A 16,508-nucleotide genomic window follows, 5' to 3' on the forward strand; every position below is an offset into this window, starting at 1 on the left:
GGTGTTAACAATCAGTAATTGAAATTGACGGACAACAGCGCCGTGCGACCGAGGCCCGGAATAAAGTGGCCACCGCCCACGTAGTCGATGTACTCCTCATCCGTCAGGTTCTGCAGGTTCAACTGCGCACTGAGTGTTTCGCTGAAGGCGTAAACCCCGGAGGCTTCATAGACCCAGTAATCAGGCGCCGAAATCAGATTGCTGGTGTTGTTGAAACGATCATCCACATACTGCGCGCCGACACCAAGCTGCAGTTTTTCCGTGACGATGTAATTGCCCCACAGGTTAAAGGAATGCTCCGGGGAATTCGCCAGCGCATTGCCCATTTCCGCGCTGTCCTTGCTATCCAGCACTTCGGTATCGAGATACACATAACCGGCGTTCAGGCTCAGGCGCTCAGTCAGGGAGCCCGCCATGCCCAGCTCCACACCCTGCACCCGTTGCTCGCCTTCGAGTACCAGCACATCGTTGGGATCGTCCGGGTCCTGGGTGCGCGCGTTCACTTTGTCGGTGCGGAACACTGCCGCACTCAGCAACAGGTTGCCGTCGGCTACCTGCCATTTGGTTCCGAGTTCGATACTGCGGTTCTCTTCCGGGTCCAGATCGGCAATACCCGGCTGGCGGCTGCTGGTGGAAATGGACAGCGCTTCTGCCGTCGGGTTAAAGGAGGTGCCGTAACCCAGGTAGAAAGTGCCCTGCTCCACCGGCTTGAGTACCACACCGGCGCGGTAGCTCAGCATGGAATCGGTGCGCTCCATCAGCGGACTGCCATCCGGGGTGTATTCCAGATCGAAACGGTCGTAACGCAGGCCACCGTTCAACTGCCACTGCTCGTTGATTTTCACCGAGTCCGACAGGAAGGCGGCAACGGTGGTGGAATCTGCGGTGCTGAAGGTACCGGTGCGGCGGTAGTCTTCCAGGCTCGGATCATTCGGGTTCGGGTTGAACAGGTCGGTCGTCCCGGAATCGCCACCGACATTTTCCTGGGTGTAGCGTTTTTCCCCTTCGAGGCTCAGCTCCGCGCCGACCAGAACCTTGTGCTCCCAGCTGCTGCCCGGGTTGATGGTCAGCGACAGGTCCGTCATGTTGCTGATGATGTCATCTTTCTGGTCGCGATATTTCCGATCGGTGCGGCGAATGAGCGCTTCGGTGGTGTCCCTCTCAAAACGCGGCGCCGTGATAAAGGAATCGCGGTAGGTGGTGCCGACGCGGGTCACGTTGCGCAGGCTGGCATTGTCACCCAGCTTCTGCTCAACCTGTACGGTACCCAGAGTGGTTTCGGTTTCTTCGAAGTCCCGCGACTTGAGGCCATACCAGTTTTCAAAGTCCACCGGCGGCGCCTGATTGATGTAATCCTCCAGGCCGTCGCGGGTATCGCGCACCCAGGGAATACCGTAATCCGGCACATTGTCCTGCTCCATATGGAACAGGCTCAGGGTTACTTCGGTATCGGTATTCAGGCCAAACGCCAGAGAAGGCGCCACACCCCAGCGGGAGTTGCTCACGCCCTTGCGGCCGGCCACGTCCTGGTCGTGGGTCATCACGTTGACGCGGAACGCGGCATTATCGACGCCATCCAGCGTGCGGTTTACATCCAGGGTCGCACGGCCGTAGCTGTCGGTGCCGGCAAGAATGTTGGCATTGGTGCTGTCTTCCAGGCGCGGCGCCTTGCTCACCAGGTTGACGGAGCCACCGGTAGAGCCGCGGCCGGAATAATCGGAAGACGGCCCCTTCACCACTTCCACCTGCTCGAGGTTGAACGGGTCGCGGGTGTAACCACCAAAGTCGCGCACGTTATCCACAAAAATATCGGTGCGCGCGTTGTAGCCGCGAATCGCAAACTGATCGCCCGCGGGGGTACCGCCCTCACCGGCCTGCATGCTGATGCCGGACACATTGCGCAGTACGTCTCGCAGGGTCGTGGCCGCGCGCTGCTGTATCAAGTCTTCGGAAATGACATTGATGGTCTGAGTAGTATCCAGCAACGGGCGCGGGAACTTGACCGAGCTGGCCGAGCGCTCCTCCAGCCGGTCCGTGACCTCCATAGTCTCCAGCATAGTCTCCAGGGCCCGGGATTCTTCGGCCGGTGCTTCCTCTGCATGCGCCACGCCCATCAGGCCACCGGCGACAGCGGCCGCCAGAGACAACTGGGAAAATCGGGAAAAATATCCGGCAAGAGGCTTGCGCCGGAATGCATCCGTGGTGGCAGGTATAGCGAGTTGGTCCGTTGTACTCGGCAGATCGGTCATGAAGGTACCCCAAGGCAGGTTATCGATTAAATAAGGAATATCAGGCTCCCCACTCCTGAATGCGAACCATTATTATTTAGATGCGCGAAAACAGCAACCCACCACTGGCACTCAGGCGCTTAAAACAACACAAAGTGGTAACACCCGTCAGAAAATTGCCCGCACAACAGCGGCAGCAGGCGACAAAACCGGGTAAGCTTACCCACAAAAAATGAAGGGGAATTTTTATGTCGAACAACGCCAACAGCTGGAGCTCAGCACTCAAAACCCTGCACTGGGTGATCGCATTTTTTATTCTGTTCGCCTGGGGCTCGGTTGAGCTGCACGAGTTCTATGAGAAAAGTGACCCGATGCGCGGCTGGTGGATGGTGATGCACTACTCCCTCGGGTTTTCCATATTGCTGCTCGGTCTGTTTCGCCTTTACTGGCGCGCCACCCACGGCCGCCCAAAACTCTACGGCAGCCGCTTCCAGAAGCCGGTCTCCCTGCTGGTCGAGAGCCTGATGTACATCATCATGATTGGTATGCCGGTGACCGGCCTGCTGATGCGCCAGTTTGCCGGGCGCGACATCACGCTGTTCTGGCTGATCGATGTGCCCGCCTTCGTGACAAAAAACATCGACATAGCCAAGCAGATTGCGTTTATCCACAAGGAGTTTTTGTGGAATGCATTGCTGGTACTGCTGGTACTGCATATTGGTGGTGCGCTGTGGCATCACCTGATCACCAAGGACAATACATTGCGGCAGATGTTGCCTTTTGGGAAAACCAAATAACAGCAAACGAAATTCGCAGACACAAAAAAAGGGCACCAATTGGTGCCCTTTTTTATTTCACTTGCCGCTCAGTCACGCGTTAGTCGCGCGGCTTTTTCGGCTTGCGCTTTTTCGCAGTGAACGGCTTGTCGCCCTTGCCGCTTCCGCCCTCATCGGCGAACTTGGCAATGTTCATCGGCCGGCCATTTACCCGCACTTTCTTCAGGTGATTGAAGATTTCCTTGGGCATGCCTTCCGGCAGGTCCACGGTAGTGTATTCCGGGTAGATCTCGATACGGCCAATGTAGGAGCTGTCCAGGTCTACCTCATTGGCGATGGCGCCAACAACGCTACCCGGGCGTACGCCGTGCTCGCGACCGACTTCAATGCGGAAGCGCTCTTTACCTTCATCGGGCGGCCCAACGTGCTTTTCTTTGTCAAAACTCTTCTTGCCGCGCTTGCGGTCATCGCGATCGCCACGTTCACGGCGGTCACTGCGGCCGTCGCGGTCGCTGAAGTCTCTCTGCTTCGGCTCGCGCTCGTCCAGCAGCAGCGGGCTGTCGCCCTGGGCCATGGCGGCCAGCGCGGCGGCCACGTTCAGCGGGTCGATGTCGTTGTCTGCCAGGTAGCCTTCGATCAGATCGCGGTACGGCGCCAGATCCTGACGGCCCGCCAGGGTATAGGTGATGCGCTGGCGGAATTTTTCCATACGCGATGCGTTTACAGCCTTGGCGGTGGGCAGTTCCAGGCGCTCGATGGGCTTCTTGGTGGCCTTCTCGATCACGCGCAGCATACGGCGCTCACGGGGGGCCACAAACAGGATGGCATCGCCTTCGCGCCCGGCGCGGCCGGTACGGCCAATACGGTGAATATAGGCTTCGGCATCGTAGGGAATGTCGTAGTTGATCACGTGGCTGATGCGTTTCACATCCAGGCCGCGCGCCGCCACATCGGTGGCCACTACGATATCCAGCTTGCCGCTCTTCAGCTTGTCGATCACCTGCTCGCGCAGGTTCTGCGCCATATCGCCGTTCAGGGCGGCGCTGGCAAAGCCGCGCGCGGCGAGCTTGTCGGCGATCTCGACAGTAGCGTTCTTGGTGCGCACAAAGATGATGGTGCCGTCCACCGGCTCCGCTTCCATAATGCGGGTCAGCGCATCCATCTTGTGCAGCCCGCCCACCGGCCAGTAGCGCTGGCGGATGGTTTCAGCGGTCTCGGTTTTCACCTTGATCTTCACGTCCACCGGGTCGCGCAGGTGGTCGCGGGCAATTTTGGCGATCTCGCGGGGCATGGTGGCGGAGAACAGCGCAATCTGGCGCTCTTTCGGGATCTGCTCCAGCACCCATTCAACGTCGTCAATAAAGCCCATGCGCAGCATTTCGTCGGCTTCGTCGAGGACCAGGGTCTTCAGGCCGGACAGGTCGAGGGTGCCCTTGCGCATGTGATCCATCACACGGCCGGGGGTACCCACCACCAGTTGCACGCCGCGCTTCAGCTGCTGGATCTGGCCGCGGTAATCCGCGCCGCCGTAGATCGGTGCAACGTGAAAGCCCTTGAGGTTGGCCGCATAGGACTGGCAGGCCTCGGCCACCTGGATGGCCAGTTCGCGGGTCGGCGCCAGCACCAGTGCCTGGGGGCGCTTGCTTTTCAGGTCCAGGCCCGCCAGCAGGGGCAGTGCAAAGGCCGCGGTTTTACCGGTGCCGGTCTGTGCCTGGCCCAGCACGTCGCGCCCTTCCAGCAGTGACGGAATCGTCTTTGCCTGGATGGGGGACGGGGTTTCATAGCCAAGTTTGGTAACGGCGTTGAGAATTTCAGACGGCAGGCCGAGCTGGTCAAAGCCCAGTTGCGTAGGGGTATCGGTCATGTTGGAGTTCACTTGAATTTACATAGGGGGCCAAGCCGGGCGATGTACCCTCTGGGGTAACCATAGCGCACGGCTGAGGATTGCTGGGCAAGGCGAAGAAGCCCATTAATAGCACCGCTATTTCAAGCTCATTCAACTCTGAGACAGGGGCCTGTGGCGAGGAGGTCTGTTACCCAATACTACTAGTGTCCCGCTCGGGGCCGCACACTGGCGGGGGGACAAGAGGCTGCGCAGTCTACCAGTTTGGCGGCAGACTGCCAGTATATTTTTTAACCAACGGCAATAATATCAGGCCGCGAGGTAGTCTTTCTCGTCTTCCAGCTGTGGAACCGGGCGTTCGATACCAGAGACCAGGACCGGCGCCATACGCAACCAGGACAGCGCGACCGCATGGTCCATGTCCTTGAAGAAGCTCCCATCCAGCTGGGTGCGTTCGTAGAGGTAAGTACGGAAAGCCCGGAAGAACTCCGGGTCAACCGGCTGCGGGGATTGCCAGAATTCGCTGAGAGTACCCTGGTGCGTCAATCCCGGCTGATCGTAGAGCGCCCGGCCAAGGGTGATTGTGGGCACCTTGTGCAACAGCGCCGAGATACCGACGGTGCTGTTGATCGTAACCAGCCCCCGGGCATGCTTCAGCAATGTGGGCAGGTGCAGGTCGTGACAATACACCACCCGCCCGCGGACCTTGTGCTCGCGCGCCAGGCGGTTGATCAATTTGCCGTAGTGGCAAAAACCGCGATCCATCGGGTGGTGCTTGATCACCAGCAGCTCATGCTCGGCAGCACCTTGCGCAAACGAGCGGACTACCTCACCAATGGAGTCTTCGATGTCATCGAAATCCGAGTGCTCGCGCAGCTGGAAATCGTCCTGTGTCTGCAGCGCGTACAGGTAGTACTCACCGCTGTGACGCTCGACCAGGGATGCGGTGTATTTGCGCTGGGTAAACTTGTACAGCCCCTTGCGGTAGAGGCTTTTCAGCCAGCAAAGCGCCTCCTGCACACAATTGCGCGGGCGATGATGTCGGTAACCGGAAAATTCACGGCGGGAAAAGCAGGAAGTTATGTAATAGGCAATCGCAAACCAGGCGCGCTGCCAGAAGGTCTGCCCGATACGTATCGTGTTGCTGCGGTTGTGCGGGGTGTAGTTGTGTACCGCTTCCGGGCTCCAGTCGGTACCGGAAAACCCATTGACGCCACCCTGTTCCAGGGTGACAAAATCCGGGCGCAGATAGCCCTCTTCATACGCCCAGAAGGAAACACCCTGCGCTTCACATACGGCGCGGGCTTCCCGGTGGTAATAGCGGCAATCGCCATAGACAACGACGGCGCGGATATCGTGCTGGCGCAGATAGCCAGCAAAGTATTCCGGCCAGCCAGCCGGGCCACCGCGATAGTCCACCAGATGGTCCGCCCAGCCAAACAGACGGTCACCACCATTGAAATTGATCTTGTGTGTTTGCAGACCGCGCTCGGAAAAATACCGGGCGCAACGCGCAAAGAAAGGACCGAGTGGCCCCTGCAAGAATACGACCCCTGACATTTATCCCCACTTAGCCCCACGGCAAAACTGCCGCCCCCCGGGGCACAACAAGTGTGCAGGTAGCCCCTGCACCCCCAAAAAACACAAATCGGTCAAAAACGACCCAAAATAAAGCAAAAAGCACTACGAAATGTGAACAACAACACACATTTGGCGCGAGACTATACAGAAACTCGTGGCAGTTGTCTTGTGCTAACGACCGGCAAACCTGGGTTATCGGGTGAATTTCCCGCCAAAATTGCGTTGTTCACCACTGGCCAGCTTGGCCTTGTCGAGCTTGCCCAGCACTTTCGACCAACCCCACTCAAATGCCCGTGCGGTCGGCTCCGGCCACAAGGTGAACAGCGGGTTGAACGGGTTGTCTCGCGCCTGCATCCACACCGTCAGCCGATGGGACTTTTCCGCCGCCTCCCCGCGGCGGTGGAAGCCATATACATTGGCGACCACCAGGGTATTTGCCGGCACACGGAAGACCTTGGGCTGGAATCCCATCGCCTCTAGATCTTCTGCGCTGACACGGAACGACCCGTCCCAGTAGCGGCCCGGGTCGCGTTGCTCGCCGCGCTTGCAAGCCTCCAGGCTCTGCCGGTACTCCCATTTCAAACGGCGCCAGCTCAGGCAATGGGAACCGGGCACATACACAAACGGCCCATTGCGCTCATCCACATCGTCCATATACAACCAACCCTTCACACAGGGGTGGAAGGTATCCGCGTGCATGTCACGCTGCGGGTCCGGCCGCGGTGCTACATTGGCCTGGTTGCACAGGTTTTCCACGTAAAAGAGCGGGCGCCGGTTTTTCGACGAGCAATAGCGCATCAGGCGGTCGAGCCGCGGGCTTTCAATCAGCGCGCGCATTTCTGGCAGCCGTGCGCGCTCGGCGCCGGTGATAAACACCCGCTGGGTCAGAGTGGTGCCCTCCACAAACTCCCGCACATCGCCCTCATAGTTCTGCAATTCACGCGCCAATTTGTCGAAGTCGGCGTCAGGCAAAAAGTTGTGTTTGAGGATAAAGCCGTGTTTGCGGAAGTGACGGCGGTCTTCCGCGGGCACCAGTGGCGACAGCAGCAGCAGACGGAAACGGAACAGTCCGTGGGCAAGCACGATACGCGCAACATGCAGTCCACAGCGGTTCAGCCAGTAATTGCCAATAATCGGATTGTTCTTGAAGCTCTTGCCCCACGAAAGCAGCTCCAGCAGCCACTTCGGCAGTAGATAGATTTTCTTGAAGAAATTCGTGTTCACGTAATGCTCGACCGTGATTATTCGTATTTACAGCACCCGCGCGGGCGACCAGCAGTTTATCTGCGGAAAAAGCGATTACGCACCCGGCGGTACAGCCACTGCCACAGCCCGCCGGCCAACGGTTTTTCCCGCTGCGCCTGCAGGATCTCTACCGCTGACTCCACCTCAACCATATCGCCACTTTTGGGGTCCACGTAGGTGGGGTACAGAATCAGTGTCGCCGCCACCAACTCATCCAGCGTCCGTTTGCGGCCGCGGGCTCTCTGACAACGGCGCACCGCAGATAGTTCACCGAGCGCCTCCGGTGCGCCATCCGCCCCGCCACTCAGCAGCCGATCCTCACTGAGGCCCCAGCCCGCATAAAATGGCAGGCCGTAGGTCACCACCTTTAAGCCCCGCAGCAATGCTTCAAACCCGCTCAGTGAACTCAGGGTGTGCAACTCGTCCACCTGTGCGAGCAGTGCCGGCATCGGCGAATCCGTTACCAGGTGGTCATACAGCGCGCCGCCATCGTCCTCCAGCGCACCGATACGACCACCGGCCACAACATCCGGGTGCGGCTTATAAATGATGTAGGCCTTCGGGTTGGCCCGGCGCACCTGTTCCAGCAACTGGCGATTGGTCTTGAGCCAGGGGGACCCGTGGGCAATGGATGCATCGCTCTCCACCTGCCCCGGCACCAGGATAACGGTGCGCCCCTCTGGCAAAATCAGTGATGGCACCCGCTCACCCACGTTGTACTTGCTCAGCTGCCGTGTAACCAACAGTTCGCGCAGCGCCGCCGCGCGGGTACACAGGTCTGAATCGAATTCCGTCTCGTGCAGGATGGATTCAAGATCGGACGGCTGCGAGGCATCGTAGTAAATCCCCTGACGGTCCAGCACCAGCGAGAGCGGGCGCACCAGGTCCGATCCCAGCCCGACCGAGCGCAGGAAACCATCCTCAAGACGCCAGAGCGGCAGTCGCGCTTTTTTACAGGCAGTCACCATGGAATTCGGCAAGCTGCTGGCCCAGGCCACAACCTGCGCTCCCTCTTCCGCATTGGCGAGCTCCACAGGCTCAATCCCGGCGAATTGCATTCGCTGTGGGCGCCCGAGAAAGTCGGGCACAAAGCTCCGCTTCCAGGGAGAAAAGCCCAGCCCCAGCCACGGCCCCGCAAGCTTCTGGTGCCGCTGCTTCTGCTCGGCAATCAGGCGAATGGTGTCTTCCAATTCACAGCGCTTGCCCGTATAGGGGTTGATGTAGCGGCAGTAACGCAGGTAGGCGGCGGCAAATACCTGCTCGAGTGACCGGTTTTGCCCGCGTCGCGCACACGCCTGTTCATCTTCGGTCAGCCCCCATCCCGCAAAGAACGGCAGGCCAAAGCAGTGCACCGGTTTACCCGCCAGCAATGCATCAAATCCGAACTGGCTGGTAGCCACGTATACCCTGTCGACCGCATCCAACAGTGCCCAGGGCGAAATATCCTGCGACCACAAGCGGCAGCCGTGCTCACGCGCCGCGTCGAGAAGGTAACCACGCTTTTTGCCGGCGATCACATCCGGGTGGACCTTCACCACAACTTCCGCATCCGGGTTATCGGCAATGGCCGACTCCAGCATTCGGGTGAAAGTCGATGCATCGGCGCCACCATAGGTAATCGCCGCATCGCCAAAGGTCTGGTCCACCACCAGCACTCTGGGACGCTCGTCAGGCCAGGTAATGGGAAAGTCAGGGGCAGAATTGTATTTCGACAGGCGGTGCCGGCGCAGCAGCGCGATACCGGCCCGTGCGCGGGCGAGCTCTGCATCCATGAATTCGGCGGAGAGGATCAGCTGCTCCAGATCACTCGGTGCCGTCGCATCGTAATAAATACCGGAATAGTCCACCACCAGGCTGTGCAGCCGCGCGCCCGCCACGCCCAGCCCGTAGGAGCGCAGAAAACCATCCTCCAGGCTGACAAATGGCAGGCCGGCCTCCGCCGCAACCTTGCGCGCGCGCGCCGCGGTGGGCTTGCGCCCCCAGCCGGCAATATGCGTCGTACCCTGTGCCGGGCGCAGCGCAAACCAGTAGCTGTGCGCCTCAAGCAGTGCATCCAGGTAAGGGAGCCGCTTCAACCCGCGAACACAATAACCAATCACAGACACGCGCGGGCCTCACTCAACATCTCTCCCCGGCGGGATTCATCCGCAGCCAGCTGCAAAATGCCATCCACCCAGGCGTTCTGATCCATCGGCAGCAACAGGCCATTTTCCCGATGGCGCACCACCTCTCCGTACACCGGCCCGGCCGCATAAATGCCCACCGCACCGGCCATGGTGATATCCAGAAACTTGGTATGGGCGCGGGCGCGGTTAAAGGGGGAATCCAGCAGGGGCGCCAATCCAATGGAGCGCCCCGGGCGCCGGATCAGCGCCTGGTAGGCCGGCCACTTCATCGGATGCAGAACATGCACCCTGGGCAAACCGCGGAACAGCCGGTTCACGGCCGCATTGCCGATCACCTCAAACACCATGCGCTCGTCCGCCGCCAGTACCTTCTCGATTACCGGGCGCAGCCATTTGAGATCCGCACCGTGGGAGGCGGAGCCGTGGTAGAAAACGGTAATCGGGGCAGACTCTGAACTTACATTTTCGGCTCGCGCCATCAACGGCAGCAGTGCCGCCGGCACCTGCGGTGCCAGTAACTGCGGCTGCCACTCGGAATAACGCTGCTGAAGATACGGGGTAGACACCAGCAACTTCGCACCCATCGCCCGCAACCAGGACTGATGTCGCCAGCTCAGGCGCAGCAGTTTCCACTGGTAGCGCAGGGGCATACGGGCGAAGGCCGGCCAGCTGAACAGGTCGTCATCCATAAAGAAGTGCAGGCCCGCGACCTTATCGCGGTTAGCCGCAATCAGGCGGCGCCAGGCACTGGGGATATAGCGGACGAACAGCACATGGGCGCCGCGAAGCTGATCTGACGTGGGGATATCGGCAAACCGGCGGCGCTCTGTCTGGTGGCCCTGAGCCTGTAGGAAAGGCAGTACGAAGTAGTCGGAAGAGGGGTTAGCGCTCTCTTCCACCACTATCCACCGCCCCTCGGATGGGGAATGATCTGCAGCTATCAAAGTTTTTTCAGTGTGTGTCAGATTGATCGGTTCAGGCTGTAAAGCAACCCGGGTCCAGCGCGCCCCGCCGAATGTGTTGCCTAGCGGTAGAGCGGTATATCCCGTTTTTCATTCAGCCCCAGGGAGAAGTCCTCCCCTACATGCGTCAAAAAGGGGCTGTAATAGGGATCCCGGCCCGGATTATCGAGGAATTCTGGCCAGGCCGCACGCAAGTATCTGGACTCGCGCTCGAACCGAGCACGCTTCTCGCGTGTATTGTCGATGCCGCGGCTAACGGACTCATGGTGGTATAGCTTTGCATGGGGTGTCCAGATATTGCGATAACCGGCCTTCTGGACTTTGAGGCACAGGTCAACATCATTAAACGCCACCTGCAGATCCCGCTCATTAAGACCACCAACGGTCTCGAAAACGGATTTGCGCACCAGAAGACAGGCGGCGGTCACCGCTGAAAATGCCTGCGTGGCCTGCAGCCGATTCATATACCCGGGCGCGTCTGCAGGCAGAAACTTGTGCACATGCCCGGCCAGGCCACCGAGGCCAACCACCACGCCCGCATGCTGGATTCGACCATCGCCGTAAAACAGCTTGGCACCAACGCAGCCTACAGTTTCACGCCGCACATGCCCCACCATCTCACCCAGCCATTCCGGATTGATGACTTCGATGTCGTTGTTGACCAGGCCGATGATGTCACCGCGCGCATGGCGTACGCCGAAGTTATTGATCGCCGAGTAATTGAACGGCGCATCGTAGCGCAGGATGCGGATGTTTGGCCGCTGTTCCAGCTCCGCGAAGTAGGCCAGGGTTCCAGGCTCCACGCTCTGGTTATCGAGAATCAGGATCTCGTAATTGCGGTAGGTAGTCTTCTCCAGAATGCTGTCTACACAGAGCTTCAGTACCGGCAGCATATCCCGGGTAGGGATCAACAGGCTCACCAGAGGAGGCTTTTCTCCCACAGGCCAATGCACAGAACGCAGGCCACTTACCTTGTGGGAGTCGACGGCAACCCCTTCCCGACCTGAGGCCGTAAAATGCGCCTCCAGCACTTCGCGCTCGCGCTCCGGTGAAGTGCCAGCTCCACGCCCTATGTCGAAGAAGCGGTGACGTAACACCCGAGGGATATGCAAAATGGACCCTTCGCGCCCATTGGCCAGCCGCTCCACTCGCAATAGAAGATCAAGGTTCCACGCCGGACTGGAAAAGTCCACAGCCCCCAACTCAGAAACACAGCGGGAAGTCAGCAGAAAAAAATCACCGATATAGTTTCCGGAATACAGCAGATCCGGGTTCCACCCCGACTTGAACTGCGGCGCGGCGCGGCGCCCGGCGGCACTGATGGAATCCTCATCGGAATAGATGAGCCGCGCATCCGGCATCTGCGGCAGCACCTCTGCAAAACATCCCAGAGCCGCGGAAGCCAGAACACCACTTGGCGGGCAAATAACGGCGTGTGCACCCGCTGGCAGCAAAGCGGCAAGACTAACCTTGGCAGATAGTTCACCCACAGCAGCACGAGGATACTGCGCGACGAGCGCAGTGACTGCCGCTCGAAAATCCTCACTCACGCCACGGTCCAGCAGTATCTGCGCCGAACAGAGATCTTTCTTGATCCGCTTCTGGGCAAACACAGATTCGAGAGTCCGCGACAGCCCGGAGATTTCGCTCTGCCCCTCACACAACGGGACCACAACGACAAACTGAACCCCATCGGCAGCAATACTTTGCTCCGGCCACAGCGCCGGCTCAATACGGCGCATCCACTCACCGTAGGAAACGCGAGCGCCATTCGGGTGGAAGGTGAGATCGTAGGCGACCCAGCGGTTTACCAGGCGGGAAGGCACGGGGAGGTAGCGACGGGAAAGGCGAGCCCCCATGCGATTGAGCGCAAAAGGCAGCGAGACACGGACCAGGGAAAGCTTGCGTATGGTGACGGCCCCGTCACAGCACATGGGCACAAAGCGCAGCTGCTCATCACGATGACGCAGCCAGATCAGGCGCTTAGCCAGACGACCGCTGCGCAATGGCAAACGGAAAGTGCGCGAGCGGCCAGTCGTAGTGCGCGCAAGCTCAAACGCACCGTCCATAAAGCTCTGGTCAGACTCGACTTCAACCTCGAGCATATACCAGCCGCGGGCCAAGCTTTTACCGGGAATCTCAAATTCCGGGCGATCAGTCTTTCGGTTCTTAAACCCCACGCTACCGTCGGGCCCATAAACCAATGTATCCGACGCAGAACAGCTCCTGATTACCGGGCGCAGGTCGACACGGGAAATATGGGGAACCCCCCTACCCAATCGTTTCACCTGCCTCAAAAGCCTTACCTCGTCGCTATTGAAAGTTATTTTGTTCTGTTCGGAAAATAGCCGGCGATTGTACAAAAAGTTACGAAACTTTACGATTCAATTGTGTGACCACAAAAACGTCCCCCTGTCAGCGCTAAACTGAGGTGAAAGAGGAAATTGGCCGCGGGCAATGGCAGGATCGCAAAATATTTCCTAACCCTCAGCGATCACGCCACAAATGGCAGCATCCTGTGAAAGTGACTTAACGTAGAGTCTGCGCCACCCTCCCGGAATGAATACTTTTCAGTCACTCTGGATCGGGAGGCGCTATCGAGCCGCTCCCACTTATCCGCAATTTCCCCAGCCAGACTGTACTCGGTACTTGGGGGGCGCACCACGAAGCGCCCATTGGTCTGCGCGATCAGATAATCCGGCTTCTCCGCCGCTACGACGTCAAAGTCGATACTACCCGCGGAATGGATAAAAATGACTTCAGAAAAAACCCGGGAAATATAGTCAAAAAAGCTGTATGAGGAAGACGAACCGAAAATCATGCATTTGGCCGGATACGGCGCCCCGGTATTTCTGATGACAATTACCCGACCCATATTCGGCAGAAAATTGTCGTACTCCACCCACTTTCGGTAATGCGCGCCGGTGAGCACCAGCTCTTTGGCCGACTGGCTCGGAAACACCTTACTTCCAAGGTCCCCAGAGTGCATGGTTTCCTTGTATTTGTCGGCCTCAAACACGGCTGCTGCTTCCACCGGATCCAGCCCCAGCTCCCGGAGTACCGCTAGCAGACCAAGCATTGCGCCTTTCGAGGTCCAATGAGTATCGCACATCCGGAAGGTGCGGAACTCACTGCTCTCGAGTTCAGCCACCGGGTGGACCACATGGTGCTCGGGCCGGGTCAATGCCAACACCTGCTCTACCGGTGAGGTCTTGCCTTTTTTGTGAGGATAAAAATCGGATAGCACCATCTCTTTCGCCGGCGCAATCAACAGGGCATGGCGAAGTGAAAGCGCCTGGGCATTTTTACGCAGGTTATCCAGATAGGTCGACCACTCACGTAGCTCCAGCTTGCCGAGCAGCAAGTTACCCTTGTACTGATCCACGCTCTGGTTGGAATCATTGTCCAGAAAAAGCCAGCCTTCGCGACCTTCAATAATCCGGAGGCTTCCGAGAACTTCGACTTTTACGACATCTATCCTGGCACCGTCTACTTCAAACCCAAAAAAGCCACAGGAGCTATTGACCGGAATATTTTCCTGAAAACCGCATCGCACTTTGGGGTTATTCTCAACAGGCTCTTTGAGAACACGCTCTATAACATCTGTGCGGGTCGCCTCCAGTGGAAGGTACCTGGTATGTGCACCCAAACGGAAATAGGGCTTGGCTTCACACCCCTCTTGCGGAAGAACCCAACCCTGGAAGTTCAGGCCTTTTTCCAGCAACTCAGGCTCTTCAAAGGCCTGCCCGGTTTTTGGGAAATCCAGGCACCAGCGGTATACGCCCGGAATCTTGACCGGCAATGCCGTGACAGAAATCTGATACACGAGGCTTTACTCCCCAGCCATACAATAAGTGTTAATCGCTATCACGGCTTGCAATCCTTCTCACGGTGGGACTCAACCCGTTGGAGCACAAGTGATAACTGTGCTGACAACGCCTTGTGGCCGTAGCGCTGAAGCGCAACCCGGTATCCTGCACTACCCATAGCCTGACGCAGTTCTCCGCTTTGGGACAGGTCCAAAACTCGATCTACCGCGGCATCAACATCGCCGAACGGCACCAAATACCCAGTCTTGCCATCCTCAACCAACTCGGAGAGCGCACCCCAGTCATAGGCAACCACCGGTTTCGCCGCAGCCATGGCCTCGAGCACCGTGCGCCCAAACGATTCCTGAAAATGCGACAGGTTCACCACGATATCAGACTGCTCCAGCGCGACTTCCGGTGACGCGGCGTATCCGGCCAGTCGGATATTTCCCGCGATATTTCCTGCCGCAATCTCGCCTTGCAACGCCTCGATATGGGCGTTGTTTGGACCGAAAATCACACACTGGACATTGGCGTTGTTCTCGCTCAATTTCTCTGCAAGCAGCAGGAAATCGGCAAGTCCCTTCTTGGGCAGGTTGCTGCTGATCAGAGCAACATTTACACACCCTCCAGCGCTTTGTCGCGCAGCGCGAGCGCTCTCGAGCACGGAGGGGTCTACCACGTTCGGCAGGACAATAACATCATCCCGTCCCATAGCGCTCGCTGCCGTCGCGGAGTTGGCGACCAGGATATCGGCCGATGCCCGAATTCGCTTTAGCCACTCTGCGGAATCCGTATGCAGGACCTGACAAAGCGCATCATCCCATTGCGGTAGCTCCCGCACATGGACAACCGTGGGGATGCCTTCCTCCCTGGCAGCGGTCAGGGGTTCGTCCAGTACGGAGGTGTTGGCGTATAGCGCTCGTGCATTACTTTCGCGCAGCAGCTTCCGGAACGTATTGACGGTATCCGCACAGCTATCGAGGCCGGACTTCCACCAGAAGTACGGCAATATTGCCAGTGTCTGTGCCCTGGCGGCCACCGCCTGGACATACGGTAAATTTTCCGCACTCGGTAATGTGACAATGACATTCACCCCAACCTGCTGGAAACCTTCCAGGAGATCGAGCAAACTCCGCTCCGCCCCATACAAGTGCGATCCCGCCTGGTGAGCACACACCATAATGGTCACGGCTTCCGGATGCACCGGTAAATCGCCAGCAACTGTGTCCAATGGGCTGTACCCTTTGCTGGCTCCTTCTCGCAGAAAGTGCGCCAATGCCGACTCGTCACTTTGTACTTCGGGATAGCGGTAACGATAACCGGTAGTACTGAAGCCGGGACCGGGGTCGCGCCCTTCTGCATCACCAGTCACCCGGAAATGCTGCAATGGATCCATAGTGCCATACAGCACATCGGGGTTGTGGGTGAGATACCAGTTGCAGTCAAATAGCCGGCTTTTGATCAGCTCCCGTTGAGATAGAGCAAAACAGTCCGACTCATCGCAGTCTGGCTCACCCCCGGGTATCTGCGCGTTTTGTGCGATGCCTTCGCTACCTTTGCGATCGCGCCACCACTCCAATGCCCGGGCCGCCCTGGCACGCTCCTCCCGACTTACCAGCTCACCGCGGCTATCTCGCCCTTCACTAAGCGCCTGCAATTCCGAAAGTACCGGCTGTTCCAGCCCACTCCAGAGTCGATAATGCAGGACCGCCGCCTTATTGCCGCAGGGTAACCGGCCTTCAGCCAGCCCGCGGGTCGTAAAGTGCAACCAGGGGTCCATCCCGGCATCAGCAATGTCCGGGTAAGCTTGCAGATACCAGGCAGCGTCAAAATCCGCTTCAAAGAACCGGGCGGGAGAGCAAACAGGGGGTTGAGGCTTGCGCCGGGTGCTGAGCCCGGCCAGCCACCGCTTGAGACCGGAGACCATAAATAGTG

The 16,508-nt window shown here is 58.6% G+C and carries 10 protein-coding genes; 1 reads left to right on the forward strand and 9 read right to left on the reverse strand.

All coding sequences use genetic code 11. The annotated features are described in order from the left end of the window. Positions 1–11: 11 nt before the first annotated feature. The gene (locus GTQ55_RS13740) at positions 12–2,249 is read right to left on the reverse strand and encodes a TonB-dependent receptor (RefSeq protein WP_161859255.1); all 2,238 of its coding nucleotides are present in this window, start codon (positions 2,247–2,249) and stop codon (positions 12–14) included. A 227-nt stretch (positions 2,250–2,476) separates the two neighbouring features. Between GTQ55_RS13740 and GTQ55_RS13745 the strand changes: the two genes are divergently transcribed. Next, positions 2,477–3,025: a cytochrome b gene (locus GTQ55_RS13745; RefSeq protein WP_161859256.1), complete on the forward strand. Its 549-nt coding sequence runs from the start codon at positions 2,477–2,479 to the stop codon at positions 3,023–3,025. A gap of 79 nt (positions 3,026–3,104) precedes the next feature. Here GTQ55_RS13745 and GTQ55_RS13750 read toward each other — a convergent pair whose 3' ends face one another. From GTQ55_RS13750 to GTQ55_RS13785, 8 genes are all read right to left on the reverse strand, one after another. After that, positions 3,105–4,868 carry a DEAD/DEAH box helicase gene (locus tag GTQ55_RS13750; protein WP_183946655.1) on the reverse strand — a complete coding sequence of 588 codons (1,764 nt, stop codon included), beginning with the start codon at positions 4,866–4,868 and terminating at the stop codon, positions 3,105–3,107. 288 nt (positions 4,869–5,156) lie between these two features. Continuing rightward, positions 5,157–6,407, reverse strand: a complete 1,251-nt coding sequence (locus GTQ55_RS13755) for a capsule biosynthesis protein (protein WP_161859257.1) — start codon at positions 6,405–6,407, stop codon at positions 5,157–5,159. A 213-nt stretch (positions 6,408–6,620) separates the two neighbouring features. After that, complete coding sequence (locus GTQ55_RS13760; RefSeq protein WP_161859258.1) at positions 6,621–7,652, reverse strand: phytanoyl-CoA dioxygenase family protein; 1,032 nt, start codon at positions 7,650–7,652, stop codon at positions 6,621–6,623. A gap of 56 nt (positions 7,653–7,708) precedes the next feature. Next, positions 7,709–9,778: a capsular polysaccharide biosynthesis protein gene (locus GTQ55_RS13765; protein WP_237567681.1), complete on the reverse strand. Its 2,070-nt coding sequence runs from the start codon at positions 9,776–9,778 to the stop codon at positions 7,709–7,711. Beyond that, the gene (locus GTQ55_RS13770; RefSeq protein WP_237567682.1) at positions 9,769–10,698 is read right to left on the reverse strand and encodes a glycosyltransferase family protein; all 930 of its coding nucleotides are present in this window, start codon (positions 10,696–10,698) and stop codon (positions 9,769–9,771) included. The genes GTQ55_RS13765 and GTQ55_RS13770 overlap by 10 nt, the downstream gene beginning before the upstream one ends. A gap of 125 nt (positions 10,699–10,823) precedes the next feature. Then, entirely contained in the window at positions 10,824–12,884 is a 2,061-nt protein-coding gene (locus GTQ55_RS13775) for a glycosyltransferase family 2 protein (RefSeq protein ID WP_237567683.1), read from the reverse strand. A gap of 371 nt (positions 12,885–13,255) precedes the next feature. Continuing rightward, positions 13,256–14,587, reverse strand: a complete 1,332-nt coding sequence (locus GTQ55_RS13780; RefSeq protein WP_161859260.1) for an alginate O-acetyltransferase AlgX-related protein — start codon at positions 14,585–14,587, stop codon at positions 13,256–13,258. 41 nt (positions 14,588–14,628) lie between these two features. Next, positions 14,629–16,500 (reverse strand): glycosyltransferase family 4 protein, encoded by a 1,872-nt coding sequence (locus GTQ55_RS13785; protein ID WP_161859261.1) that lies wholly within the window; start codon positions 16,498–16,500, stop codon positions 14,629–14,631. Positions 16,501–16,508 lie beyond the last annotated feature (8 nt).

Source organism: Microbulbifer hydrolyticus, from assembly GCF_009931115.1.
GTDB classification, from domain to species: Bacteria; Pseudomonadota; Gammaproteobacteria; order Pseudomonadales; family Cellvibrionaceae; genus Microbulbifer; species Microbulbifer hydrolyticus.